The organism is Paenarthrobacter sp. TE4293 (genome assembly GCF_050435325.1).
GTDB classification, from domain to species: Bacteria; Actinomycetota; Actinomycetes; order Actinomycetales; family Micrococcaceae; genus Arthrobacter; species Arthrobacter nitroguajacolicus_C.
In genome coordinates this window covers 632,973-658,482 of the sequence record NZ_JBNJRY010000001.1, presented here as the reverse complement: position 1 = coordinate 658,482, position 25,510 = coordinate 632,973, and the positions used below count along the sequence as shown (strand labels likewise).

General features: G+C 60.6%; 19 protein-coding genes. 5 read left to right on the top strand and 14 right to left on the bottom strand.

Annotation, left to right across the window (positions count from 1 at the left end; translation table 11 throughout):
• Nucleotides 1-6 precede the first annotated feature (6 nt).
• Genes QF015_RS03040 through QF015_RS03025 form a run of 4 tightly spaced genes read left to right on the top strand, consistent with a single transcriptional unit; the run spans nucleotide 7 to nucleotide 5,510 of the window.
• Entirely contained in the window at nucleotides 7-1,284 is a 1,278-nt protein-coding gene (locus QF015_RS03040) for an MFS transporter (RefSeq protein ID WP_429386862.1), read from the top strand.
• On the top strand, nucleotides 1,277-3,010 hold the full coding sequence (locus tag QF015_RS03035) for a DUF5060 domain-containing protein (RefSeq protein ID WP_429386860.1): 1,734 nt from the start codon (nucleotides 1,277-1,279) through the stop codon (nucleotides 3,008-3,010). The genes QF015_RS03040 and QF015_RS03035 overlap by 8 nt, the downstream gene beginning before the upstream one ends.
• Nucleotides 3,007-4,755 (top strand): hypothetical protein, encoded by a 1,749-nt coding sequence (locus tag QF015_RS03030; protein ID WP_429386859.1) that lies wholly within the window; start codon nucleotides 3,007-3,009, stop codon nucleotides 4,753-4,755. Before QF015_RS03035 ends, QF015_RS03030 begins: the two co-directional genes overlap by 4 nt.
• Nucleotides 4,752-5,510, top strand: coding sequence for an SDR family NAD(P)-dependent oxidoreductase (locus QF015_RS03025; protein ID WP_429386858.1), 759 nt, complete (start codon nucleotides 4,752-4,754; stop codon nucleotides 5,508-5,510). The genes QF015_RS03030 and QF015_RS03025 overlap by 4 nt, the downstream gene beginning before the upstream one ends.
• 96 nt (nucleotides 5,511-5,606) lie before the next feature.
• On the opposite strand, the gene QF015_RS03020 is transcribed toward QF015_RS03025, so the two are convergent.
• The 9 genes from QF015_RS03020 to QF015_RS02980 form a co-directional block, all read right to left on the bottom strand.
• Nucleotides 5,607-7,460: a PKD domain-containing protein gene (locus tag QF015_RS03020; RefSeq protein ID WP_429386856.1), complete on the bottom strand. Its 1,854-nt coding sequence runs from the start codon at nucleotides 7,458-7,460 to the stop codon at nucleotides 5,607-5,609.
• Between the two features lie 174 nt (nucleotides 7,461-7,634).
• The gene (locus QF015_RS03015; protein ID WP_429386855.1) at nucleotides 7,635-8,678 is read right to left on the bottom strand and encodes a family 43 glycosylhydrolase; all 1,044 of its coding nucleotides are present in this window, start codon (nucleotides 8,676-8,678) and stop codon (nucleotides 7,635-7,637) included.
• Nucleotides 8,679-8,730: 52 nt separating this feature from the next.
• Complete coding sequence (locus QF015_RS03010) at nucleotides 8,731-11,142, bottom strand: glycoside hydrolase family 3 N-terminal domain-containing protein (RefSeq protein WP_429386852.1); 2,412 nt, start codon at nucleotides 11,140-11,142, stop codon at nucleotides 8,731-8,733.
• Nucleotides 11,143-11,392: 250 nt separating this feature from the next.
• Nucleotides 11,393-12,253 (bottom strand): phosphogluconate dehydrogenase C-terminal domain-containing protein, encoded by an 861-nt coding sequence (locus QF015_RS03005; RefSeq protein ID WP_429386850.1) that lies wholly within the window; start codon nucleotides 12,251-12,253, stop codon nucleotides 11,393-11,395.
• Between the two features lies 1 nt (nucleotide 12,254).
• The gene (locus QF015_RS03000) at nucleotides 12,255-13,055 is read right to left on the bottom strand and encodes a sugar phosphate isomerase/epimerase family protein (RefSeq protein WP_429386848.1); all 801 of its coding nucleotides are present in this window, start codon (nucleotides 13,053-13,055) and stop codon (nucleotides 12,255-12,257) included.
• The gene (locus QF015_RS02995) at nucleotides 13,052-13,876 is read right to left on the bottom strand and encodes a triose-phosphate isomerase family protein (protein WP_429386847.1); all 825 of its coding nucleotides are present in this window, start codon (nucleotides 13,874-13,876) and stop codon (nucleotides 13,052-13,054) included. Before QF015_RS02995 ends, QF015_RS03000 begins: the two co-directional genes overlap by 4 nt.
• The gene (locus QF015_RS02990; protein WP_014921555.1) at nucleotides 13,860-14,330 is read right to left on the bottom strand and encodes a ribose-5-phosphate isomerase; all 471 of its coding nucleotides are present in this window, start codon (nucleotides 14,328-14,330) and stop codon (nucleotides 13,860-13,862) included. Before QF015_RS02990 ends, QF015_RS02995 begins: the two co-directional genes overlap by 17 nt.
• Nucleotides 14,327-16,084 carry a dihydroxyacetone kinase family protein gene (locus QF015_RS02985; RefSeq protein WP_429386845.1) on the bottom strand — a complete coding sequence of 586 codons (1,758 nt, stop codon included), beginning with the start codon at nucleotides 16,082-16,084 and terminating at the stop codon, nucleotides 14,327-14,329. Before QF015_RS02985 ends, QF015_RS02990 begins: the two co-directional genes overlap by 4 nt.
• A gap of 83 nt (nucleotides 16,085-16,167) precedes the next feature.
• Nucleotides 16,168-17,535, bottom strand: a complete 1,368-nt coding sequence (locus QF015_RS02980; RefSeq protein WP_429386843.1) for an MFS transporter — start codon at nucleotides 17,533-17,535, stop codon at nucleotides 16,168-16,170.
• Between the two features lie 211 nt (nucleotides 17,536-17,746).
• Here QF015_RS02980 and QF015_RS02975 point away from each other — a divergent pair, with 211 nt between their 5' ends.
• Complete coding sequence (locus QF015_RS02975; protein ID WP_429386840.1) at nucleotides 17,747-18,490, top strand: FadR/GntR family transcriptional regulator; 744 nt, start codon at nucleotides 17,747-17,749, stop codon at nucleotides 18,488-18,490.
• Nucleotides 18,491-18,768: 278 nt separating this feature from the next.
• Here the strand turns inward: QF015_RS02975 and QF015_RS02970 are convergent, their stop codons facing one another.
• The 5 genes from QF015_RS02970 to QF015_RS02950 all read right to left on the bottom strand — a co-directional run bounded on the left by QF015_RS02970 (nucleotide 18,769) and on the right by QF015_RS02950 (nucleotide 24,962).
• On the bottom strand, nucleotides 18,769-19,542 hold the full coding sequence (locus tag QF015_RS02970; protein ID WP_429386838.1) for a TatD family hydrolase: 774 nt from the start codon (nucleotides 19,540-19,542) through the stop codon (nucleotides 18,769-18,771).
• Nucleotides 19,539-20,840, bottom strand: coding sequence for a hypothetical protein (locus QF015_RS02965; protein ID WP_429386835.1), 1,302 nt, complete (start codon nucleotides 20,838-20,840; stop codon nucleotides 19,539-19,541). Before QF015_RS02965 ends, QF015_RS02970 begins: the two co-directional genes overlap by 4 nt.
• Entirely contained in the window at nucleotides 20,837-21,346 is a 510-nt protein-coding gene (locus QF015_RS02960) for a hypothetical protein (RefSeq protein ID WP_429386832.1), read from the bottom strand. The genes QF015_RS02965 and QF015_RS02960 overlap by 4 nt, the downstream gene beginning before the upstream one ends.
• A gap of 316 nt (nucleotides 21,347-21,662) precedes the next feature.
• On the bottom strand, nucleotides 21,663-23,546 hold the full coding sequence (locus QF015_RS02955; RefSeq protein WP_429386829.1) for a KAP family P-loop NTPase fold protein: 1,884 nt from the start codon (nucleotides 23,544-23,546) through the stop codon (nucleotides 21,663-21,665).
• 453 nt (nucleotides 23,547-23,999) lie between these two features.
• Entirely contained in the window at nucleotides 24,000-24,962 is a 963-nt protein-coding gene (locus tag QF015_RS02950) for an HIRAN domain-containing protein (protein ID WP_429386826.1), read from the bottom strand.
• Between the last annotated feature and the right edge of the window lie 548 nt (nucleotides 24,963-25,510).

The window sequence follows — 25,510 nt, the reverse complement described above, 5'->3', positions numbered from 1 at the left end:
AACAGGATGACTTCTTCCGTGAAACCGGACCGTTCAGGGCAACAAGCCGTTGGCGCATCTACCGAAAGTTTCCCTCTTTACGGACTTCTCGCGCTGTCAGCAGCAATCTTTATTTCGATGGCCACCGAGTTTCTGCCGGGCGGGCTGATCCCGCAGATCGCTGCTGACTTGGACCGCTCAGCCGGCGAAGTTGGCAACCTCATCACGGTTTTCGCTCTAACCGTCATCCTGACGGCAGCCCCTGTAGCCGTTCTCACCCGCCGGGTCCCGAGGAAGGCTTTGATCCTGATTGCCTTCGCCCTTATTGGGGTTGGCAACATCGCCACTGTCCTGGCGCCGTCGTTTGAATTACTGCTGGCGTCGCGCGTTCTGGGAGCCTTGGCACACGGGGCGTTCTGGTCCGTGGTCGCCGCCTACCCGGCCCATCTGGTTCGTCCCACTCAGCTTGCCAAGGCAACCGCACTCACGGCTGCAGGCGGATCAGTCGCAGGAGTTGTGGGAATACCTCTGGGAAACGCTTTGGGGCAGGCCTTCGGATGGCGCGTCTCATTCGGGGTGCTGGCAGCGCTTGTTGTGCTGACTGGATTGCTGATGGCCTGGAAGCTGCCATCTGTCGCCGTTCGAAGCAGCTTGAAACACTCCCCAAAGAAACCTCCTGGCGCGCGTAGGGATGCGTCGCTTCCGGCGATCCTGATCGTGTGCCTGCTCATCATCCTTGTGGTCGGCGCCCAAAACAGCTTTGGAACATTCAACGTCGTGTGGTTGCTGGATGTAGTCCACGTGGCACCTGCGGCCGTTCCAGTAATGCTCTTCCTCGGTGGCGTTGCCAGCGCCGTAGGAGTGGCCCTGACCGGGGTCCTCTACAACAAGTTCCCCATTCGGCTCTTCCTCGGTTCCCTCGCCGTCCTTGTGGGGCTTCTTGGCTCCCTGCCAGCCGTGTCTGGGTCCGAGCCAGCCGTGTGGGTGTTGTCGGGTTTGCTGGGGGCTGTATTCGGTGGCGTGCCGGTCATGCTGCAAACGCGCATGATGATCTCGGCATCCCCACGGATGCGCAACGTAGCCGCTGCTTTGCAAACAACTGCCATCAACGTCGGGATCGGCGGAGGAGCTTTCATGGGCGGCGTAGTGATTGACCGGATCTCATTGGACGTTCTGCCGTTCGGGGCCGCCATCTGCATGTTCGTAGCCCTTGCGGCTGCGGGCATCTGGGAGATTTACATTAGAAGGCGCCGAAATGACGGGCCACCAAAAGAGAAAGTAGTAAACCATGGCGTTTATGGGTGAACACACACAGGCCCGATTGATTCTTGACTATGAAGCGGGAAGGGCCGCTTTGTCCGAAGCGTTGCCGGAAGTGGTCCGCAATCCGGACCAGTTCGGCGGTGCATTGGACCTGCCCATTGGGGCTCTGGCGACTGTTTTCCGCGTGAAAGAAGCAGCGCAGCAGCGACTGTGGTCGCAACTGTCCGTCATCGAAGTCCCGGACCGGGTACAGGAGCCGGCGATCGAACCCAATCCCGAATATGAGGACGCCGAAGTTCCCCAAGCGTCCGCGACACTCATCGCACCGGAGACGGGACACGTCAATGAGACGGTGGAAATCGCTTTGGACGGGCCCTCGCACGGCAACCCGTTCACGGACGTTGAACTGCATGCGTACTTCTCCCTGAACGGCAAAGAAATCCGGGCAGGAGGCTTCTACGACGGCAACGGCCGGTACGTTATCCGATTCCTTCCCGAGACGGCAGGTCAATGGAAATTCAGGACGGAGTCAACCGCCCGGTCCCTTAGCGGGCACACCGGATCCATAGTTGTTGAAACCGGAGCCGCCCGGGGAGTTGTCCGCGTTGCCGAGACCTTCCACTTTTCCTACGCCGACGGCGGGGTGTACCGGCCGGTGGGCACCACCCTGTACGCCTGGACCCACCAAAGTCCTGAGCTGGAAAAGAAGACCCTGGACACGCTGTCCACCAGCCCCTTCACCAAAGTCCGGATGTGCGTCTTTCCCAAGGGGTTCATCTTCAATGACAACGATCCCGGTCTCTACCCCTTCGAACGCGAGGGCGAAACCTGGGACACGACCCGTTTTGACCCGGCATTCTTCCAGCACTTCGAAAACCGCATCCGAGACCTTGGCAAGCTGGGCATTGAAGCGGACGTCATCCTCTTCCACCCCTACGACCGTTGGGGTTTCCAGGATTTAGGAGCCGCAGCTGACGACAGGTACCTTCGCTATATAGTGCGCCGCCTGGCAGCCATTCCCAATGTTTGGTGGTCCCTGGCCAACGAATACGATTTTGTCACCACAAAAACACCCGAAGACTGGCAGCGTTTCGCGAATATCGTCACTGAGGAAGATCACGCCAACCACCTTCTGTCCATTCACAACGGCACTCGGATCTACGACTTCTCCGTGCAGTGGGCCACCCACTGCAGTCTGCAGAAGGTGGACTACTACAAGACGGCTGAGCTGGTGGAGGATCTGCGCGAAAAGTGGGGCAAGCCGGTCATCATGGATGAAATCGGCTATGAAGGCGATCTCGAATACGAATGGGGGAGTCTGTCGGCCCAGGAAGTTGTTCGACGTGTCTGGGAAACAAATCTGCGCGGCGGCTACTACACCCACGGGGAAACCTACTATCACCCCGACGATGAACTCTGGTGGGCAAAAGGCGGCGAATTGCTCGGCCAAAGCGCAGACAGGATCGCTTTCCTCGACAAGCTCGTCGCCGAGTCCCCGAGCGGACGCCTCGAGCCGCTGCGCCTTACCGCGCCCACTCCTGCTGGCGGCGTCGCAGGGGAGTACGAACTCCACTACAACGGCTACAGCCAGTACCGGTATCTCACAGTGGGAATCCCTGAAGGACGCGACGCCGTCATCGACATTATCGACACTTGGGCCATGACCATTGAGACGCTGCCTGGAACCTTCTCAGGCCGGGCTCGTGTTGAGCTGCCCGTCCGTCCCTACATTGCTGTTCGCGTTCGCGTGAACCAGGCACCGTCATGAACAGTTACCGTGAACGGCTCTTCGCAGCATCCGAAGTGCTTGAGGCAGGTGCTTGGCGGGCGGAATTACGCAACGATGAGATAGCTGACATCAGCTATCGGGGCGTTCCAGTGCTGCGGGGAATTCGCGCGGTAGTCCGGGACCAGGACTGGCAAACGCTGGCCCCGGTGGTCCGGGGCATTGAGCGGATTCCGGCCACGGAGGGCACTTCGTTGCTCCTGGATCTTGAATTTGACGGGTTCGGCTGCCGCTATTCCGGGACACTGGGAATCGCCTTTTCCGCCGATTCCCTCGAGGTGATTTTCGACGGCGAATCGCCCGCCGATTTCCAGAGCAACCGCATTGGGTTGGTTGTGCTTCACAGGCCCGATGACGCAGGAAGGGAAGTACTCATCGGGGGGAACGCCGGCGGCCAGACGCCGTCGAGGTTCCCGGTGGACATCAGTCCACACCAGCCTTTCCGGGAAATCGCCTCCATGAGCTGGCGGCGGGACGTGGTGGACTTCAACCTGTCATTTACCGGCGATGTTTTCGAAACGGAGGACCAACGCAACTGGACTGATGCGTCCTTCAAAACGTACAGCCGGCCGCTGGCTCTGCCATTCCCTATGGATATACCGGCAGGAAGCCGGCTGCACCAGAGCGTGAGGCTCACCGCATCGACTGGTGATAGTCCCACACCTGAAACAACCGGCGTTGAGGACCTGGTCATCACCCCAGAAGTCGCGTCCGTTGTCCCGGCGTTGTCCTTGCCCATTGTCTTCATTTCTGATGTGCAGTCAGAAAACAAGACTCTTGAAGGTGCCGAGTCATTGCTGGTTGAACTCGTCGCCGGAGCGCCAGGACTGGCGGAGCTTGCCAAGCATGCCAGCGAACTGGCTGAGTCCCTTCACCTGCCCTTGGATGTCCGCCTCAGCACCGAAACACCCGATGAAGTAGCGGCAATACTGAAGCTTGTTCCCACCCGGAACATTGCAAGGCTCGGTGTTTTCCATTCAACCCGCCACATAACGGAACCCGACCTGTGGGACGGCCTGAAATCCGCTGCGGACGATGCAGGTTTGACCGCCTCGCTCGTCGCAGGTGCCCGGTCTCATTTCACGGAGCTCAACCGCAACGCCCACATGGTGCCGGCTGATGCCGAGGCACTGGTCTATAGCATCACTCCCCAAATGCACGCCACGGAGATACCCCATCTGGTGGAAAGCCTTCCGATGCAACGGCTGACGGCTCGGAACGCCCTGCGAATCTCGGGAGGACGTCCGCTTCACGTGGGCCCGGTGACGCTCAAACCGCGGTTCAACGCCGTATCCACGACCACAGCCACGGACGAAACCCCGGATGAAGCCCCCACCGATTCGCTCCAGACAGATGAGTTCGCGGCGGCCTGGGTGCTGGGCAGTATCGCAGCCCTCAGCATTCCCGGAGTCCAAAGCCTCAGTTACTTTGAAGTGGCAGGGCCGCGGGGCATCAGTTCCCCGACGGGCCTGACACCTGCTGGGAGGATTCTGAATTCCATTGCCGCGCTACGTGGTCGCAGTATCTTCAAAACCAGGGGAAGTCGGCGTGGTTTGGTGCTTTACCCGGTCCAGTCGGAGGACGGAATTGAAATCTACGCGGCCAACCTGACGGCGGAACGTATGACAGAGACTGTCCAGCTGCCCGACGGTAATACAAAGAACCTGGTCCTCGAACCGTGGACAGCGACCCACCAGCACACTCCAGCGGAAAGAAGGTCCTCATGACCAGCAATCGACTCTTCGGGAAGACGGCACTTGTCACAGGGGCGGGGTCGGGCATCGGACTGGCGGTCGCCCAACGATTCGCAGCTGAAGGTGCGAAGGTGTTTTTCGCGGACATCAACGTTGAAGCGGCCACCAAGGCAGCGGCCGGTACCGGCACCGTCGGTGCAGTACCGGTACACATCGACGTCTCGGATGAAGCCAGTGTCTCTGAAGCGTTCAGCGTTGCAAACAGGGGCCAGGCCCTGGACATCGTCGTAGCCAACGCCGGAGTCCAACTGTTCGGGCAGGACGCAAAGGTGGGCGATTTGGACCTTGATGTCTGGGAGCGCACCGTCGCAGTCAACCAGCGCGGCGCCTTTCTGACACTGAAGCACGCTGTTCGCGCCATGGAGAGCCGGGGAGGATCAATCATTGTTACCGGAAGTCCGACGGCGGTTGTGGCTTGCGGTCAGACGTTCACGGCATACACCAGCTCCAAAGCCGGAGTTCATGGGCTGGCCCGCGTGGTCGCCGCGGACTACGCAGCCTCCGGCATACGGGTCAACATCGTGGTCCCCGGATACACCGAGACGCCGCTCGTACGAACCATCGCTGATGACCCCGAAAGTCGAGCCGGGTTGGTGAATGCCACCATGCTCGGAAGGGCCGGCCGCGCCGCTGACGTAGAAGGCATCATGGTCTACTTGGGCAGCGACGATTCAGCGTACGCAACCGGGGGCATCTTCACGGTCGACGGCGGGTTGACCGCCCTCTGATTCGTTCCCTTCATATTTGCGAGAAGGCCCCCGTCAATCCTTTGGCGGGGGCCTTCTGCTTTGTTCAGGCGTCTTTTTCGAGTCAGGGTGGGTTCTTTACCCACCCGGCGTCACGAGGACCTGGACGCGGTCGAGGTTTTGCGCCAAGGCAAACGTGGCTGACGGGTCTCCGGAACGCTCAGAGGTCACACGAAGCGCAACCAGGTACGTGCCGGGCTTATCGAACACCGCGCTGGTTTGCAACGTGACGACGTTCCCGATGCGGGTCAGCGGCGCGTCCTCATATATGCCGTCGCCGTCAAGATCCCATTCGGCTTTGACTACCTCACCAGCCCCTGGAGGCACCTGAGCCTTGGCCTTGAGCTTGACTGATTGACCGGGCTTTACAGTGGCCGATTCCTTACCCTGGACTGTCAGGTCAACCGTGGGCTGGATACCGCGCCGGGCCGCTGCGTTATCAGGCACCACAACCTGGGCATCCGAGATCTGGTATTTGGTGGATGCCGGCGGTTTTACCCCGTTTTCGGCCCATGCGGCGACATCACGGAGGGCTTGTTCGGCCATGCCGTACCAGTTGACCAAGTGCTTGGCTCGTTCCCCCGAGACGGGTGCGTCCTGGTGGTCTGCGTGGTCGTTATAGTAGATCCGGTAGCTATCAGACGCGGCGTCGCCGAGGCTGGCCTCGACGCGTTTCCTGTACCAGTCTGCGTGCAGAGGCAGGGCGTCGGTGTCGTAAAGATTGTCCACCACGATGACTTTTCCGTTGATTGATCCATCGAAGGCTGTGTTGCCCGAGACGAAGCCGTAGAAGCCGGGATCCTTCACGGGCCGCTGAGGATACAGAGGGGTGCCGTCAGCTTTGAGGAACTGCTGCAGTCCGACCCAGCCTTCGCTAGCGGGAGGGGTTTGGTAGCGGTAGTAGAAGCGGTTTGCGATGTTCCAGCGGTTGTCGACTGTGTCGCCCATCTTCGCGAGTTCAGTCCGGACCCGTTCTCCCAACGGGGAGGTCTCAGTGCCCAGGTACCCCGGGGCGTTCCAGAAGTCTTTGGCGTAGCTCGGGTCGAATGACAAAGGAGCGCTGGAGTCCAGGCCATTGGGATACTGACCGGAGCGTCCGAGGAGGTAGTCGGGGAACTGCCAGCCCTTCCATGGAACCCCAAGTGCGTGGACTTCTCTCAGCATGGCCTGCTCGGCGGTATCGAGGCCGGCATAGGGGTTTCCGCTGCCACCTGGGAGAAGTGCGTTGCGGATCTGCTCGGCTTTGTCGCCAAGAATCAGTTCAGCGGCTGAGCGGCCCAGGAAGTTGTAGCTGGTGGGTTGGGGGACTCCTTGGACCATCGGTACAAAACCCTGCCATACGCCGGTGCTGTTCTCGGTTGCGCCGATCGTCTGGTAGGAGCCGCCACTCGGGCCGTAGAGATATCCCGAAATCTTCCGGTTGCTTCCGTAGTATCTTGCCGCCAATGTTTCGGCGAACTTAGCGGCTGCGGCGGTGTGCCGGTACCCCAGTGCCACGGATTTGTTGCCCGCCTGAACTGCATATCCACCGCTGGAAAGCGCGAAGCCTATGGCGCGGTCGTCGGCTCGGGAGGTGTCCTCCTCGGGAGTGAAGGCCGTGGGATAGGTGTACTGGAAGAAGCGCCCTTCCCATTTGCCGAGGTCCTGTTTGGCGTGGAAGTAGACGTTGAATTGGATGTTGGTGCCCTCGAAATGCGCGCGGATCCGGTGGTGGGCGACGGGAGATGTTTCGTCCGTTTCGCTGTCGATAACGGGTTGAGCGAATTGAGGATCGATGCAGTCGGCATTGATCTGCATGGCACCGGCAATGGCAACGCACTCAGGCGCGGCTGCCAATGCCGGGACTGCGCTTCCGAGGCCGGATCCCAGCAGCAGCGATGCTGTCAGGATACAGATCCCGCCGTGACGGACAAGTGTGGAATTTATGGTCATGGTCCTCCTTCATTGGGGGCCCCAGGGCGCTGGCAGACGGTCTTTGTCTGCGGCGGGTGTGTGGGGAAAACGCACTCAGTGGAACGTTTCAGAGGAGACTACCGCTCTCCCGTCAATCGGTCAACCGGTTGACATGAGAGGTTCGATAGGGATATATCTGCGGCGCGCTGGCCTCTAGCGGGTGTTGCTTTCGGGACTCCAGGCGTCCTGCCATTCGATGACGGGACGGCCGTCTTCGAATCGAACTTCGAGCCAGACGTGGCGGGCCGACGATGTGTCGGGAGCTCCGGCCTGAACTATCGCATCAATCTCGGGGTCGGGTGTTCCGCCGGTGAATTGAGCTTCTGTTGCCGCCCACGAGCGCCGGATCATGTCGTCAGGCATGTCAGGAAGCCATCGATCGGCAAGTGCGATGTGACGTCCACTTTCGAGGGTGAGAACCGAGGATATTTGCGAGTGGAAAGAGGTGCCTGTGGCGTCGTTTCTGTGTGGGTCCCCCAGAACGGTCCAAGGTCCGTGGTAATCGTCGGCCACTGCTACTTCGGAGCGGTTGGGGAAGTACCAGCTGGTGCCCGAGGTGATGAGGTAATGACGGCCTTCATGGCGGAAATAGGCTGGCGCTTCGCGAACGAAAGGAGGATGCGGGCGTGGGAAATGGGAGCTGAAAGTACCCGTCACGTCCGTAAGATCCTCCGTCAGGTCTGCGCATATCAGTTCGGAGTGAACCCGCTCAAAGAAGTAGTAGCCTCGACCGGTGTCAGGATCTACCACCAGGTCAAAGTCGCCGGCACTCATCCCTAACGGTTCAAATCCTGGTCGCATTAGTTCGTAGGGTCCCTCGAATCGCTCAGCCTGGTAAACCCAGGAGCGCTGCTTGCCGTCAGCATGCATTACTTTCATCCAGCAAACGAATTTGCCCGTCGTTGGGTGACGCACGATGTGGGGCCGGTCCATCATGGCCCCGGGATGCAGTGGCGAATCAGGAACATCCGGCTCCGCTGGGATGATGGTGCCCATGTCCTGCCAGGTCAACAGATCGGAGGACCTGTAAGCCCTGACACCGCTGTGCCAACGTCCGGTGGCTGGCGTGGACTGGGATTTGTCCTCACCGTACCAGTAGTACAGTCCGTCCAGCGTGAGAATGGAGCCGCCATGTATATGGATTCGTTTGCCTTGTGCGTCGAACATGATCTCGCCGGGGCGGATGCTGTGGGTCACGGGAGTCTCGCCTTGTCTGTGAGGGCTGGGAAACGGCGCATGCGGGCTGGCGCTAGCGGGCGTAGAAGGATCGGCTTTTACCGTCGATAAGCGCATCCGAACTTATGTTTATCGAGGCCTTCAGCCGGATGTCAGCGGACGAGGCGCCGACGAGGATGTCCACATCACCCGCTTCGACTTTCCACTGCATCTCAGCGTCCAGGAAGGCCAGCTGGGACGTCTCAATGTGGAAGTCCACGCGGGTGTTCTGCCCCGGTTCCAGCGTCACCCGGCGGAAGCCGATGAGTTCCACTACAGGTCGGGAGACGGACGCGTATCTGTCACTCGCATAGAGTTGAACGACTTCGGTCCCGGCTCGCTCACCTGTGTTGGTGATGGCAAAGGAGACATTGAATCCTTCATCGGCCACGACCTGCTCTTTCGACACTGAAAGTCCCGTGTAGTCGAAGGTCGTGTAAGACAATCCGTGTCCAAAAAAGTACCGGGGAGTGTGCGGTGAGTCGACGTAATCGGGAAATCCAATGCTTTCTCCTTGGTGCCAGGAGGAGCCGTGTGGATGGTTGTAGTAGACCGGGACCTGGCCGGCGTTCCGGGCAATGCTGACTGGCAGTCGGCCACTGGGAGAATGGGCGCCAAGCAAGACGTCAATTATGGCTTCCGCGCCGCCCTCGGCGGGGCTCCATGCTTCCAGAAGCGCAGACAGGTATTGGTCCGCTGCGTCGCTGGACACCGGGCGGCCGTCCAGGTGAATCCCGATCATTGGTTTGCCCAACTGCGCCAACTTAACAATGAGCTGTTCCTGGCAAGCCGGAAGGTTGATATCCGTGGCGTCAATTCCTTCGCCCGTTGAAGCTATGGAGGCCGTGCCATGTTTGCCGCCGAGGGTCAGAAGTATGACGTCGGCTTCCGCGGCCAAGTCCAAGGCCTCCTCGTGCCTGGATTCGTCAGTACCTGCGATGGGGTACCCGTAGGCCCACTCCACCTCTGTCCTGGGCATCCGCTCAACGAGCACTTCAAGAAGACTGCGGACTCCAGGCTTTTGCTGCTGGAGCAACTCCTCGAATGCTGCGCCGTCCGAAGCTTCTATTGTTGTGCCCGGGATGGTGTTGGTCAGAGCCTGAACGGCGTCGCTGGACGCAGTCAGTCCGGCCATCGAGGCGTTGGCGGCCAGCTTTCCTTCCGCCATCGAATAGTGTGTGTAACCGCCAAAGAAGAACCTTGCGGTAGTGGCGTGGCAGCCGATGACTGCGAGTTTCCTGATCCCCGACCGCAGGGGAAGGGCTCCGTCGTTAGTGAGCAAGACCAGCGACTCGCGGGCTGATTGAATCGAAACTGCCGTGTCGGCAGGCAGCCTGAAAGAGGTGTCCCTCTCCGTCGGCTCGGGAGCAAACGGATTCTCGAAAAGTCCCATACGGAACTTTGCCTGAAGTACGTGCTCTACGGCGCGGTCCAGCAGCGCAATGTCAGCACGCCCCTCTGCAAACCACGCCCTGAGTTCCGGGCCGAATCCTTGGGGTACGTGGAGCTCAACGTCGAGGCCGGCGCGCAGGGCCGCCAGCCCTGCCTCGGCCGCGGACTGCGCGACGTGCTGCACGGAGTGAAGATTGCCTATCGCCCCATAGTCGGACACCACCAGCCCGTCGAAACCCATGTGATCCCTCAGCACTGTCTGCAGGAGCCGGACGGACGCCGTGACTGGTTCCCCACCCACTGAGTTGTACGAAGGCATCACGCCCCTCAGTCCAGCTTCTGAAATAGCGGCCTGGAAGGGCTTAGCGTAGATCTCCATGAGGGTGCGGTCCGGTACATTGCAGTGCGCGCCGTGGATCCCGCCCTCGGTGTGATGCGAACCGACAAAGTGCTTTGCGACTGCCTCGGTACGCCGGCCGTCGTGGTCTTGGCTCTGTAGTCCTTGTGTGTAAGCGACGCCGAGTGCGGAGGCAAGGGCGGGGTCTTCACCGTAGGTTTCGCCGTGCCGGCCCATGCGCGGGTCGCGTGAGATGTCCAGTACGGGTGCCAGGGTGTGGGTAATGCCCACAGCGCGTTCCTGTTTGCCTACGATTTCTCCGACCTTGCGTTCCAAGGCAGCGTTCCAGCCTGCAGCGCGTGCCAGGCCGGATGGAAAGCTTGTGGCGCCGGGCAGGTAGGCGCCACATAAGCCCTCCATATGAAAGATTGCGGGGATGCCATGCCGTGAATGCTTCAGCGCCTCTGCCTGTACCCGCCGCTGGAACGCGGTGACCTCATCCAGTGAAAGTGCTGAACGGGCCTCAAGGCACGAGACTTCACCTATTCCGAAGGGAAAACGCTCCGCAAAGTCGCCGGTCTTGGTGATGTCAGTCGGGAAGTAGCAGGAAACTTGAGCCAGCTTCTCGTCGAGACTCAGTTGCTGAAGTAGAAGGTCCGCACGCTGCGAGGGAGAAAGGTCGCTGTTCAGCCAGGATGTTGGGCTGGTTGCACTCATGGAAGTCCTCGATCCACCAGTCGTTGAAGTAGCTGGGGAACTTTGGGAGCCCAGCCGGACGGCGGGGCTTCCCCGCCGCGCCGGACGACAGGGCGCCGGACTTCTAAGTGAAACGCCGCGCTTGCGTGCAACGTTATACGCCATGCTATAGATTCAGTCAGCGGAAGGCAATGGAGGCCTTGCCGGCTTCTATATTGCCCGTCACGCCAAGGTGCGGGGCGTAAAGGCCACCGCACCTTCGCGTAAGGCTTTAGCGCTTGACGGCGTCCAGCTTGAGCATCTTGGCGATCACCCCGTCCAGCTCGGAATCGTCGAAGATCTTCTTCCAGTCGTCCTTGATGATGGTGTCCTTGCCGTACTGGATGGCGATTTCGCAGGCTTCGGAGAACGGGTTGGATCCGCGCAGGGCGTTGGTGAGGGCGATCTGGACGTGGCCGAACAGCATGGCCTTGGCTGCTTCCTCGGGGACGCCGGCGGTGTGGACCGTCTCGTGGAGTGCCTCGTTAAGGAGGGTGCCGATCATGCAGGCCACGGTTTCCACCAGGGTGGGCTCCAGGATGGCGAGCTGCTTGACCGTGACCCAGTGAACATCGATCACGGGTGCGTAAATGGTGCGGATGACGGCTTCGGCTACGTCGCGGGTCGCGGCGGGTGCGTCGTCGTCAATCGCGGAGACCACGTTCTGCGGGGCGCCCTGGCCGCCGAAGGTATCGGCCCATTCTTCCTTGGTGGTGCGCTCCAGGAACACGGACGGGTGGCACGGGTGGGCAACGGCCTGGACAACGTCGTCGCGCTTGGCCAGCAGGCCTGCGTAGGCGGCGGCGGGATCGAGGGTGAGGAGGATGGCGCCGGACTTCATCTGCGGGACCACGCCCTCGGAGACGATACCAAGTACGGTGTCCGGCACGGCAAGGATGACGACGTCGGCCGTGGGAACGGCCTCATCGGTGGCGGTGATCTCACGGCCTTCGGCGCGGACGCGTTCCTGGCCTGCGGGGGAGTTCTCGCTGTAGAAGACGTTGTGGGTGGACTTCTGGAGGTTGCGGGAAACGCGCATCCCCATTTTGCCACCGGCTCCGACAACGGCGACGGTCAAAGTTTCTGCTGTCATTTCACTTGCTCCTTAGGAAATCGAGGCTTTGTTGTGTCCACTGGTTTTCGAGGCGGATGGTCTCCGCTTCGGAGTCCTGCCACGGCAGCCAGTGTTCGACGATTTGGTTGATGTGTCTTTCTTTGGGCTGGATCTTTTCGACCATGTAGTCGTAGTCGAGAAGGCCTTCGCCGAGGGGTGCGCCCGAGTACGTGAACCCGACCCATCCCTGTTTGCGGCTGAACGCAAAGTCTTTGATGTGCATGTTCAGGACATAAGGCTCGACGGCGTCAATCACCTGCTGCGGCATCTCCAGCGCGGCCACGGTGTTGGCGGGGTCGCTGCAGATTCCGAGGTACGGGCTGTTGATGCGGCGGACCACGTCCAGGATCCGTTCCGTGGGGACTTGTTCGTAGGTTTCGACGGCGATCCTCACCCCAGCTGCCTCGAATTCCGGCAAGACCTCGGTGAAGATCGTGACGGCTTCCTCGTTGTCCGGCGTGTGGCCGGGGACGTTGAACATTGTCCGCAGCACGTCCGAGCCCAGCACCTGGGCGATGTGCAGGAACGTGCGCAGGTGTTCCGGGCGGATACCCTTCGTCCCCACTTCCAGGGAGATCCCCAGTTCGTCTGCTGTGCGGCGGACGGCGGCCAGGTCGTCGTCGTTCATGGTTTCCAGCGGCGCGTAGTCGCAGATCTGGAAGAGGTCCACGCCCAGATCCGCGGTTTTACGGAGGGCGTCATGGATGGTAAGCGGTTTGCTGACCTGGTCCGAGAGCTGCCAGAAGAACGCGTAGCTGCTGAGGCCGATTTTGCTGCTCATGCTCGCACCGCCTTCGCGGTGAGGCGTGCAGCGGTTTCGTCCAGAATGGTTTTCAGCGCTGCGGGGTCGTGCGCGAAGCGGCCCAGGAACAAGCCTGCGACGGCGGTGTCCAGTTCCGTGATGAGGCCCGGTCCGGCGCTGCCGCCGTAAATGACCCTGCTCTCTTCCTGGCCCGGCAACGTACGGAGGTGCTCGTCCAGGCCGTGGACCACGGCGCGGATGTATTCCGGGGTTGCCGGTTCCGGGGCGCCAATGGCCCATTGGGGCTCGTAGGCCACGATGGTCCGGGCTGTGGGACCGTGCGTTCCGGCAAGGTTGAGGGCGGCGTCAATGTCGGCTGTGCATTGGGCGATGGCTTCCTCGGGGGAGCCGACGTTCAGTTCGCCAACGCACAGCACCGGGGTCAGACCGTTGCGGTAGGCCGCGGCCGTCTTGAGTCCGATGATCCGGTGGTCTTCGCCGAAGATCCGGCGGCGCTCCGCGTGCCCCACCTCCACATACCGTCCACCGAGCTCGGCAACGGTTTTGCCGCCAACTTCGCCGGTGTACGCGCCTTCGTCTTCCCAGAAGATGTCCTGCGCTCCGGTTCCAACATTGGCAGAGCCCAGGATCCGTGCAGCTTCCGGCAGTACCGGGAGGGTGGGGAGCACGAACACTTCGATGTCGCCGCTCACCACTGCCGGGTGCTCGAGGGCGATGGTGGCGATGTCGCGGCAGTAGTCCACGGAACGCTGGTAGCCGAAGTACATCTTCAGGCTCACGCCGATCACCGCACGTGGTTGCCGGGATGCCGCGCCAGGGGTCTTAGCAGGAAGTGACACCCTCGTAGTCCTTAATCAGTGTGACCTTCTCGGCCGAGGCGGAGGTTTCGTCGAAGGTGTACGTGAGCCATTCCTTGGCCAGGCGGCGGGCGAGCTCCAGCCCCACCACGCGCTGGCCGAACGTGAGGACCTGGGCGTTGTTGCTCAGGACCGAGCGCTCCACGGAGAAGGAATCGTGGGCGGTGACGGCGCGGATGCCGGGAACCTTGTTCGCAGCGATCGCAACGCCCAATCCGGTGCCGCAGACCAGGAGTGCCCGGTCCGCCTTGCCGGCGGCGATCAGTTCAGCGGCGGCGATGGCAACAGAGGGGTACGGAGTGTGGCTCGAGGCGTCCACCCCGACGTCGGTCACTGATTCGACCAAGCCGCTCGCTTCCAGATCGGCTTTCAAGGCCTCCTTGTACTCGAATCCGGCATCGTCCGATCCAACGACCAGGCGCAGTTTGGTGCTCATGCTGTTTCCTTTACTGAGATCTTCCCGGCGGTGTTCCCGGCGAGGGTGTTGTGGATGGCCCTGACGATCAGGGCCATGGAGACGGCTCCGGCGTCGGGCGTTCCCAAGCTTTTTTCGGCGTGCGGGCGGGCGCGGCCCATGAGGGGCAGCAGGCTCGCGGTCGCTTCGGCTGATTGTTCGGCGATGTTGGCAGCGGCGCCCCATGCTTCCCTGAGCGTTGCGCCGACCTGAACAGCGGCCGTGAGGGCTTCGCTGAATGGGGCCAGCACGTCCACCAGGGTTTTGTCGCCTACCTTGGCCTTGCCGAAGTCCATGATGGAACGCTTCGCTTCGGCCACGCCTGCGGCTACGGCTGCCGCGTTCGGGCGTTCACTGTCACCCACGGATTGTCCGACGGCGCGCAGGGCCATGCCCCACAGCGCTCCTGAGGTGCCACCGGCTTTGTCCGCCCAGGCATCGGCGGCCAGGTTCAGGGCGGTCCCGGCACCTGCACCGCGTTCGACGGCGTCTGCCGCAGCAGCGACGGCGGCGTGGATTCCGCGTTCCATGCCGATCCCGTGGTCACCGTCGCCGGCGATCGCGTCGATCCGGCCGAGTTCTTCCACGTTGGCGTCCACCGCGGCTTTGGCGGCGTTGAGGGCCGCAAGGATCGTGGGGGCTGCCGTTTTGGATTCTTCGCTGGCGTCCGGGATCACGGACTGCTGTTCGGCGCCCATGGTGAGTTGCCCGGCGTCGAGCGCTTCGGCGCTGACCGCACCGCGGCGGAAAGCCGGGGCATCGGCGGGGGCCAGCCAGAGTTCTTCCAGCTCGGAGTCCAGCCAGAACAGCGTCAGGGAGGTGCCTGCCATGTCGAAGCTGGTCACGAGCTCGCCCACTTGCGGGTCCACGGCCTCGATGCCTGCCTCAGCCAGGAGTTGGGCCACGCGGCGGTAGACCACAAAGAGTTCCTCGTACTTGACGCTGCCCAAGCCGTTGAGGATCGGGACCACCCGTGCGCCGTGGGTGGAGAGTCCGTCAGGGATCTCGGCGAGGAGGTCCTTGACCAGCAGCTCGGCGAGTTCATCCGCTGTCGGAATATCTGTCTCGCCAATGCCGGGTTCGCCGTGGATGCCCATGCCAACGGCCATGCGCCCCTGGGGAACTGAGAAGAGTGGATGGTCCGCGCCCGGTAGGGTGCAGCCGGTGAACGCGACGCCGAAGGATCGCGTACGCTCGTTGGCGCGTTCGGCGATTTCCATCACGGTATCCATGGGGTAGCCGGCCTCGGCGGCAGCAGCGACAACTTTGAAGACGGTCAGGTCACCGGCAATCCCGCGGCGCTTGTGTTTCTCGGCCAGGGGAGCGGAGGAGATGTCGTCCGTGACGGCGATGCTTCTGCAGTCGATGCCCTCGGCACGGAGCTTGTCCTGGGCCTGGGTGAAGTGCAGGACATCGCCAGCGTAGTTGCCGTAACCCAGAAGCACGCCGCCGCCGTTGTCCGCAGCTTTGGCCACGTTGTAGACCTGCTGTGCAGAGGGGGAAGCGAACAGGTTGCCCATCGCTGCGCCGTGCGCCAGGCCCTGACCCACCAGGCCGGCGAAGGCGGGGTAGTGGCCGGAGCCGCCGCCAATCACCAAGGCGACCGAGTCCGGCGTCGAACGCGTGCTGCGGGCAACACCACCCGAGACGCGCCGGACCCACCGGCTGTGCGATGCGACGAAGCCTTCGATCATTTCGTCAGCGAAGGCTGAGGGCTCGTTGTAGAGGCGGGTCATGGGGTATCTCCTGGGCTGTACTGAAAGTGTGAGGTGGTGGTTGTGCCCTCCCCGCTGGAAGGGCACAACCTGCTGGTGGTGTTCTACGGTTCCGCGTGCTGCCCGGCCCCTTGTGGGTCCAGGGCCTCGGCCGGGGTGCCTGTGGCGGCCTTGCCCTGCTTGCTGAGGGTCACCATGAGGATGGAGGAGAGCAACATGAAGCCGCCGACGACGAACATGGGGACCGTGTATCCGCCTGTCAGATCCTTGAGCCAGCCGGTGATGTAGCCGGCGCTGAAGCCTGCCAGATTGCCCACCGTGTTGATCAACGCGATGCCGGCCGCTGCTGCCGCACCCGTGAGGAACTGGGTGGGGACGGTCCAGAAGTTCGGCAGGGCCGCGAAGATGGACATGGCCGTGATGGTGATGACTGCGATGGTTGCGGCGGGGGATCCGGCGAACAGCGCCAGCGGGATGCTGATGCCGCCGATGAGGGCCGGAAGGGCGATGTGCCAGGTCTTCACGCCGCGCTTGGTTGCGTCCTTGGACCAGAAGTACAGGGCGAATGCTGCCGGGAGGTACGGAATGGCCGTGATGAGTCCCTTCTGGAACACATCGAACTTGGTGCCGTAGAGGCCTTCGAATCCGGCGATGATGGTTGGCAGGAAGAAGCCAAGGGCGTAGAGGCCGTAGATGAAGCCGAAGTAGATCATGGAGAGCATCCATACCCGGCCGTTACCGAAAACCGTGCGAACGCTGACGTGCTTGTTGCTGGCGGCTGTTTCCTTCTTTTCCTTTTCCAAGGCGCCGGTCAGCCAGGTCTTTTCCTTGGTGGTGAGCCACTTGGCTTTGGCAGGGGAATCCGCCAGGTAGAACCAGGCGACGATGCCCACGATGATCGCGGGGATTGCGACGCCGAAGAACATGAAACGCCAGCCTTCAAGGCCGAAGAACACGCCGTGCTGCTGGATCAAAGCTCCGGCGAGGGGAGCGCCGATCACTGTGGTGAGTGGCTGTGCCAAGTAGAAGAGGGCCAGGATCTTGCTGCGGTGCTTGGACGGCACCCACAGGCTCAGGAAGAGGATGGCTCCGGGGAAGAAGCCCGCTTCTGCCACACCCAGAATGAAACGGAGGATGTAGAGCTGCTCAACGTTACCTACCCAGGTGAAGAGCAAAGACACGATGCCCCAGCTGACCATGATGCGTGCCAGCCAGCGGCGGGCGCCGAACTTGTGGAGCGCCAGGTTGCTGGGGATCTCCAACAGGATGTAGCCGATAAAGAAGACGCCGGAGGCGAAGCCGAACTGCGCTGCGGACAGGGCGAGGTCGGTGTTCATGCCGTTGGGGCCGGCGAACGAGATGGCCGTGCGGTCCAGATAGTTGATGAAGAACATCAGGGCGACGAACGGCACCAGCCGGATTGCCACCTTCTTAATTGCGGATTTTTCGACCACCGATTGTGTGGTGTCCACATTGACTCCTAGATGTTGGTGTCCCTGCGGATCCTGCACTGGATGCGCCGGGCTGACTCGTGACCTTGCCGGCGGGGATCCGGCGATGGCGAAGCTTGTGATTTAAACCATAGGGCGTTGACCTCAAATTGGTCAACCGGTTGACGTATTTGTTTTCTTCTGGAACGAACCGCGTCAGCTGGATTGGTCATCCGGTTGCTACGCTGAGTTCATGTCAGCGAACACCGCCGCGGCAGCGGCCCACATGACGGCGGCACTAGCCCCCATGGAACAAGGCTCCGTTGTGTCCGAAGTAGCGGAAAGACTCCTCGCCTACTTCACCAGTGGCGACATCGCGCCTGGCACCCGCCTGCCGGCGGAACGAAATTTGGCCGCCTCGTTGGGGGTTGGGCGTTCGGCTATTCGAGAGGCTCTCGCTGCCTTGGAGATCCTTGGAATTGTCGTCGTGCGGCCCGGTTCCGGGACCTACCTGCGCGACGGCGTCTCCGAGCTATTGCCGCGAACGCTCAGCTGGGGACTGATGCTGGGCGAGCCCAGGACCCGCGAACTGGTTGAATTGCGCAGCGGCCTTGAAGTTCAGGCCGTCGAGCTGGCCGCACTCAGGGTAACCGACGAAGCCCTGGAGCGAATGCGGGCCGACTTGGACGCTATGGAGAAGAACCTCGATGATTTGGCTGCCTTCGTTGAGGCAGATGCCGCCTTCCATCGTGAGATTGCGGCTGCTTCAGGCAACTTGGTCCTGGAGGAACTCCTGCAGAGCATCCGCTCGCTGCTGCGGATCTGGGTGGACCGTGCCCTCACCGACGAAGGCCACGCCGAGGCTGCGCTCCGCGAACACACTGCCATTTTTGACGCGCTGAAGGCACGTGACGCAGCTGCCGTCTCCGACACCATGCGATCCCACATGGCTACGGCATCAAGACGTCTGCTCGCGGGGTTCGACGCAGCACAATAGGGGGCCTCGTTCCGCCGGGGACCAGCATTCCTCGGCGCGCGTCGCCGCCTGGAGAGACTGTCGAGCCGGATGTGATGGTCATGTCATAGGCGCCGTTATCGGCACTATCCGGCTATGGACGATTGGCCTGGAGACTGAGCTATGTGGCGTGCGCGGCATTTCATTTCACGTAGGTGAAAGGGCATGTCTCCCGGCTAACCGGACCACGACTCTCGCCTGGGGCAGCTAGGACTCGCGATAGTGTCGCAAGGCAGGTTTATCAGTATGAGGGGTGCAGGCTACTTTCGTACGGCGGTCAGCATTCGTTGAATAGGGTGCGGGAGCAGCGCATTCACGCCAACCTCATCAACAAGGTTGGAGAAGTTGACCCAAGTTTGGCGGCGGATTTCTACAGTTGTTGTTCCATGCAATTTGGCGAGTGATTCTTCGACATCCGCTATGGCACCTGGCTGCCTAGGGGCGGGGGAGTTGCGATCTCCCGACGGATGATCGGTCTCAATGAGGAGACGATCCAGAGGAATCATCGCCAGATCGCTAGCCGCCTTCATGTTTGCCGCGTTGACGGAAAATCGGCAACCGAGGTCCAGCGCTCGCTGCGTCTGCGCTTCAGTGCCGCGCCACCAGTGCAGCACCGCGCCCTTCACTTGTACTGCCTCCAGGGCTTCAAGTGTCCCTGCTGTAGCGCCTGAGCTGTGGATGGAGAGGATGCGGGGCGTCTTCCGTAGCTCTGCAAGGATCGACCGGAAGACCTCGCGCTGTTGAGTCATCGGCACTTTGGATCGACCATCAAGTCCAACTTCGCTGACGAACGCGCTTGAGAAGATGAGTTCGGCGAAAATATCTCGGTCAAAGCCGTTTTGCGCTTCGGCGAGACTGGGGTGGCATCCCACGCCCCAGATAGTGACTTGATCGTCCCGTCCCCTGACGCTCTTGTATTCGTCGAGGGTCCTGGTGGCGGCAAAAACTACGGCACCTAGTCGCTCCATGTCGGCGGCGCTCGTCTTTGGGTCAACATGCGCATGAAAATCAAGCGGCGGGAGTTGTCTGGTCATCCGAGCAAGCTCCGAAGTTCCTCGATGCCTCGCTCGCAAAGCGTGAGTGCATCCTTGGCGGCATAGTCCTGGGGGAGTGACATCGTCATCACGTCGCGTGGATGGATGCCGCGACGGGCAAAGTCCCGCATAGGTTCTACGATCGATTTCTGCTTTACGAAGGCGCTGAAGCGGCCACTAGCATCGTCCACGAGGTAGCTCGTTTTATCCGGCACTCCTGAGGCATTGAACGACGACTTTCTTATAAGGCACCCGAAACACACCCCGCAAGAGGCGCCTGCTGGCGCACCGCTATAGCGAGCATCCGTATGTGAACACGAGTTCGTCGCGGACAGGTACGCCGATGCCGCGTCGGTGCCCACTGCAGCCGTCACCCGCTGAAACATCTCACCTTTGGTGAGGCCTTCGAAGGGGTTCTCTATCTCTCCGTGGCCACCGACACTTCGCATCAGGTCGCTCAGTTCTCGAAGGAATCGTGGGTGGGTGGTGTGCGTAGACAAGCTTCCACGGCGATCAGCGCCAAGAGGCGGGTTTAGCGAAGCGAAGCCGTTTTCAGGTATCCACAGCTTCGATTTGGCTCGCTCAGCGACGGCCAGTCCAAGGGCCAAGAACAGTAACGAGCGTGAGCGACTCGAGGGTTCATCTTTGAACCGTGTCCCATCCAGTCGCTTCGAGCCACGGTGGAGTCTGAATTGGCGGTGCACCTGCTGCACTCCCGGCGCGAGCCTTGCGATAGCAGACACGATGTTCTGCTGGATAGGCGAGAGTGCCGTCGAACTGAACTGGGAGACTAGCGCATGAGATTTCCCTGCACCTAGTTCTATTGCTGACAGCAACGCGCCCGCCGCAGAATCGGCGCCACCGCTCAATAAGACCGTACGGTCGAACTGTTGTTCCTCAAGGGGCAGCACTCCCACTTCAGGGGCGGCAGCTTGTGTGAATTGAAAATCCCAGTGGTCTCCCGAGAGGAAGCCAACGAGTTGACTGAGCTGTTGTGTGTGCGCGGTCCATATGGCGGGATCATTCACTTCGATGCTGATGTCGAAGTTGCGTGCGTTCCAGCTCGATCCGCGACCCTCACGGAGCACTGATCGGTCGGCACTGAAAACAGCCAGCGCTATCCGCACGAGATCGACGTTCAGTGGGTTAACCGCACCGAGTCCGCCCAGATGAGGATCAACGGCGCCCACAAAGGTCGATCGTCCGTCACGGGTCCATAAGAACGTTTCGTCATAGCTGCCGCTTTGCAGAGCTGCGTTAGCGGCTGCGTCAGCGATGGTCAGGAGTATCCGTGTCATGACTGCACCCCGAAGATCGTTCCGATGTCCCGGATTCCAGTCTCAATGGCTCGTGCCATCTCTTGCTCCGTGGCCCCGGTGGGGGTGAGAGATGCCTGCGCCGCATACTCGGCGGCGACATCCCGGATCTGTCGCTCGACACCGATGCGCTTTTCGTAGCTAACATCCTTGCTATAGATGGTGGATGAAACTTCCGTCAACGCAGTCTCGGCAATGGTTGTCTCGATCGACTTCCGTACAACTTCTTCAGGCGTTGGCGGTTGATCCACTGGCTGCTCAAGGATCCATGTCACGACATCGGCTACGATGCAACGCTCCTCAGCATCAGCTATGGTGCTATCTGCGGGAGCTCCGAAGGCAGCTTCAATGATCTTGATGCCAATCGCGACGGGGTCACCGAGTGCTTGCAGGTCGTCGTAGTTGAGCCCGGCCTCTCGGAGAGCCTCCCGATTGCCGCCGGAGTACGCCAGGGCGAGGCGACCAGCGCGTCCGGCAGCTCTCGACACTCGTCCAACAGAGCGTGTTGCACCGCCGGAGGATCGACCTCCGCCTCCTCCAAGGCCACCGCCACCGCCGGAACCAGGACCGTCACCACCGCCGCTTCCACGTGACCGCAGCAGGATACGCAGTGCTGGTCCCAGGTCTATCTGAGGCCCCTGAGCAGGAGTACCGGAAGGCGAAGCTTCGCCAGGATTGCCGGGTTCAGGGCTGCCGGGTTCGGCGCCATCTGGTGCTCCAGGTAGCCCAGGCCCATCGAGCCAGTCGGCGATGTTGTCGCGCAGGTCATTAGCGTCTTTGCCGCCGCTTCCCCCAAATGAGCCGCTAGTTCCCATTGATTTTGCTCCATCCTCCCTCAACAACTCTGATTGCCGCCTGCAGCTGCTCGTCTTCAGTTGATGTCTTCCAGATGTCGAGTAAAGGTTGGAATGATGCAGCTTCGAGTGGCCGCAGCTTAACGATGGTTGCAGGCTCTACGTCGACAGCAGGCAATCCCTTGAGTGCAGCAATGACGTTCGGCAGGGTGACAGGGTGTTCGTGTGATATACGAAGGAGACTCTCTACGGTGAATTTCTGAATGCTGGGCTGATCACGGGTGCGCCGGCCGAGGTGGCTCACTAATGTCTGAGCATCGAGCTCGGGAAGAGCCTTGAGGGTTGCATCGGTAACGCCTGCGCGATCTAACTTGAGGCCGGATGCCAGTGCAGCGGCAAGGTCACGAAGACGTTCCGGCAGGCCAGCATCAATGACTTCGATCTTTGCGAACGATGCCGCCAAGTACAGGTAGCCGGATATTGCCGTTGCGTCCAGGGTAGGGGGGAGCTTTGCCCAGCGACGGAGAGTGTCTGTGAAAGCATTCTCTCGCGTTGCAGCAGGTGTCTTCTCCTCGGGCTTTGCGGTTGATGAGCGCGTGCCCTTGACGGATGTTTCCTCGGTCGCCTTGCTACTTTTAGTGTCCATTGGCTCTGCGGTGCCGTTGGCAGCGAGTTCAAGGGATTCAAGCTTGTCGCGCAACTGATTAGAAGCCAGCCAACCGAGGACGGTACGGAAGTCATCAACAAGAATTCGCTCCAGCACCATGAGCTTGGCTACTTCGTCCGCTTTCAGCGTGAACCCTCGGCGGCTTGAGATAGCTCGACGGACATTCAGGTCATTTAGGAAGCGCTTGATGCGCCGCGGGTTCCCATGGAACTTTTCATAAAGAATTGGTGTCAGGCGGGCTGCTGTGACCAGGAGTTCGCCCAGTGCACCGCTTTCCTGTACCTCAATATCATCAAGACTGCCGCCGTCAATTCGGAGATCATCACACTGAGCAACGAGATGTTCGTAGGTGGCCTCACCTACTTCACTGTCAATCTTGGCTAGCAAGAGAAAGAGATAGGCCTCTGTGTCGAAACGACTCAGAGCTGGCAAGGGAATCGTGGTCTGGACGATTTTGTGTAGATAAAGCTTCGCTGGGTCTTCGTCTTCTGGGCCACCAGGGCGGGTGCCAAACTTTTGTTGAATGGCCTCGGCGACACGGTCCTCGTCTGCCGCGATAACGAAGGACATTCCCTTGGCAGATAGGAAGAGTCGGATGGCCTCAAGCGTGTCAACGACGGTGTCAGGTAAGCACCGATCAAGGTCGTCGACAAGCACGACCACACGAGACAAGTGTTGGAGGGCTGGGTCGCCCAGGAGCCCTTCAAAGTCCTTTCGAAAGGCGGCCATACCCTTTTCGGTTTCGAGACTCTCGGGATCATCACTGACGAGGTCGAAGACGTCATCCACATTTGGGAGCTGCATTGTGATGGCGGTACGGGCAGCCATCTTGACGGCCTTCGACCAATTGACCTTTTTTACGAGCTTCTTGAAGGCCTCTAGCCCCGCCTTGCCAATTGGGTCCTCGGTGTTGAACTCTTCATTCAGTGCTGCGAGCACCTCGGCTATCAGGCTCTCCTTCGGCCCAACTGACGGGTCGTAACCCCAAGGCTGCGTCGGGATCACCAAGACCTTGCCGTCAGCAGTTGCAGAACGATCTTCGATTTCGGACTTAACCAGCTCAAGGACGCTGGTCTTGCCGCTACCCCATGCCCCTGAGAGCCCAACGGCAACAGGATCCAGTTCGTCGTCGAAGATGGCGTCCGCAACAGTTTCAGCTACAGCACGGAAAGCTAGTAGATCCTGGAGGGCGGGCTCATCCGACAGAAGTGGATATGAATTGGCCACTGAAAGGAACCTCCAGAACTAATTAATACCGATGACTCAGGTTGAAGTATCAACTTAGCAGTGGCTATTGAGAAATCCTGTCAGCGAAGCCAGCGTGTGCTAACCATCCTCGGAGCCGATGGATGGGTCGCCAGCCACCCGGTAGGGGATGACGGCAGGGGCGAAACGCCCGCAGGAGAAACAGCGTCGCTCCAGGTGGTTACATCAACTGGCATGCCGATAACCACCGTGCCGTCAGTTCACCCCTGATGGGGAAGGAAGTGTACTCCAGGACGGGCCCTGCTAAAGGGGCAAGCCGCCTACTGAGCCTGTTGCCAGGCAAGTCGAACGTGAGCGCAGATCTGCGGGTCGAGATGATCAGCCGTCCATTACTGCGGAACTGAGAGTCGTCGGCTCTCTCCGCGATGGGATTCGCAGTCCCTTACGGTCCCTGAGGTTCATTGGGCAGTTCAACTAGTAGTCATTCCCTTCGCTGTCGTCCCATAGATGCAACGTTTCGAAGTCGATGCTAACTTCAGGAATGTCGGGTATTTCGTACACCAGGTCAAAAGCGACTGGAGGCTTTTCAACGTCGAAGGCAAAGTCCGCTTCTGGCAGGCCGTTTGCCTGAGTGCCTAAGTGGCGGGGGATGAGTACGCTGAATCCGTTTGGTTGGTGGCGTGTGCAAATTCTGATGACGACCGCAAGCTTCAATGCCTGGTTCTCTGATGCCAACAGCTGTTCTCTGTACCGGCCGCTGGAGACCGCGGAAAGCCTGCCGAGGGTGACACCCCCGTGTTGGATCCCAATCCTGCGTGCGTGACTTGGCCGCTCGGAAGGAAGTAGTACGAGCCGAGCAAGGGCATAGTCACCGACGAATGTGGCTGTGAATTCTCGGAGCGCATCCAGTTCGGGCCCTTGAGCTGTCGCCCAATAACTCTCCGCCTCGTAGTCCAGGAGTCCAGCCCCCTCGGCAGTTAGCTCCTTGGTTCCAGGAATGTTCCAAACGGGCACAGGCTCTGGGGTGCAAATGTCTTCTACGTAAAGGTGCACGTCGACCCACTTTTTTGGCTCCGGATGGTCCTCGTTAGCGGGGAGCCAGCGTACATATAGTTGTCCTTCGATGAGCGGGACTAAGCCTTGGGCGATATACAGAGTCAGAATCGGAGCATACTTCGCGGCTATGTCAGCGGGTAGATATCCGATATGACGATTCTTCAGACTTACGGCAACGGCATTGGGGTCATACGGATTCGCGGGCTCGGGAATCACGGCGAACTCGGTTAGCAGGTGACCGTCCAACTCGATCGCTCCTACGTCCAATTGTTCGGCCAAGTAGTCGTAGTGCAACCACGCGCCTGGGCAGCTTGCCTCGTAGTTGCCCCTAATGTGAATCGGCTTACCACTAGCAGTCAGCCGGTTCCTAACCTCTCGCATCCTTCTCCTCTTACTCGTGCACGATCCTAGTTGACAGGTCGCTGATCCTCGGGGTGCAAGCAGCGAGCCGCAGAGTTATCTCGCATCCCCTGGCAACAATAGGGTCGCTAAGCAGGCCGGGGGTCCCCGGGATTTTTCGGGAAGCTACCGCTTGTCATACCGGACTACGGCGGCGAGAACGAGGTCGTGTGAGGACCTATGACACGACAAGCAAGGTTCGCGATCCGGCGCAGGGGCTCCTCGCTGCCCAGCTGAAGGTCGCTCGACTAGCAGCTTGGCCGTGAGACGTCCCTGACCGTAATAGTCCTCGGCTGAAGGTTCTTTCGCGTGGTTTGCTTACTTCACGTCGAATTGCAGTTGAACAACCGACTGGCATCTCTACCTTCAGTCTTTCAAAGGGGGTAGAGCAGTCATGCCGTCGCCTGGGTCGAGCCGATATGAATGCTTTAGCCAAATCCACGTTCGATGATTCTTAGCGGGGCCCAACTTTGCAGCGAATCAGTGCTTCACGTTTGTTTCTTGCGAGGGGCTGCGCCCTAGGCCCAGTC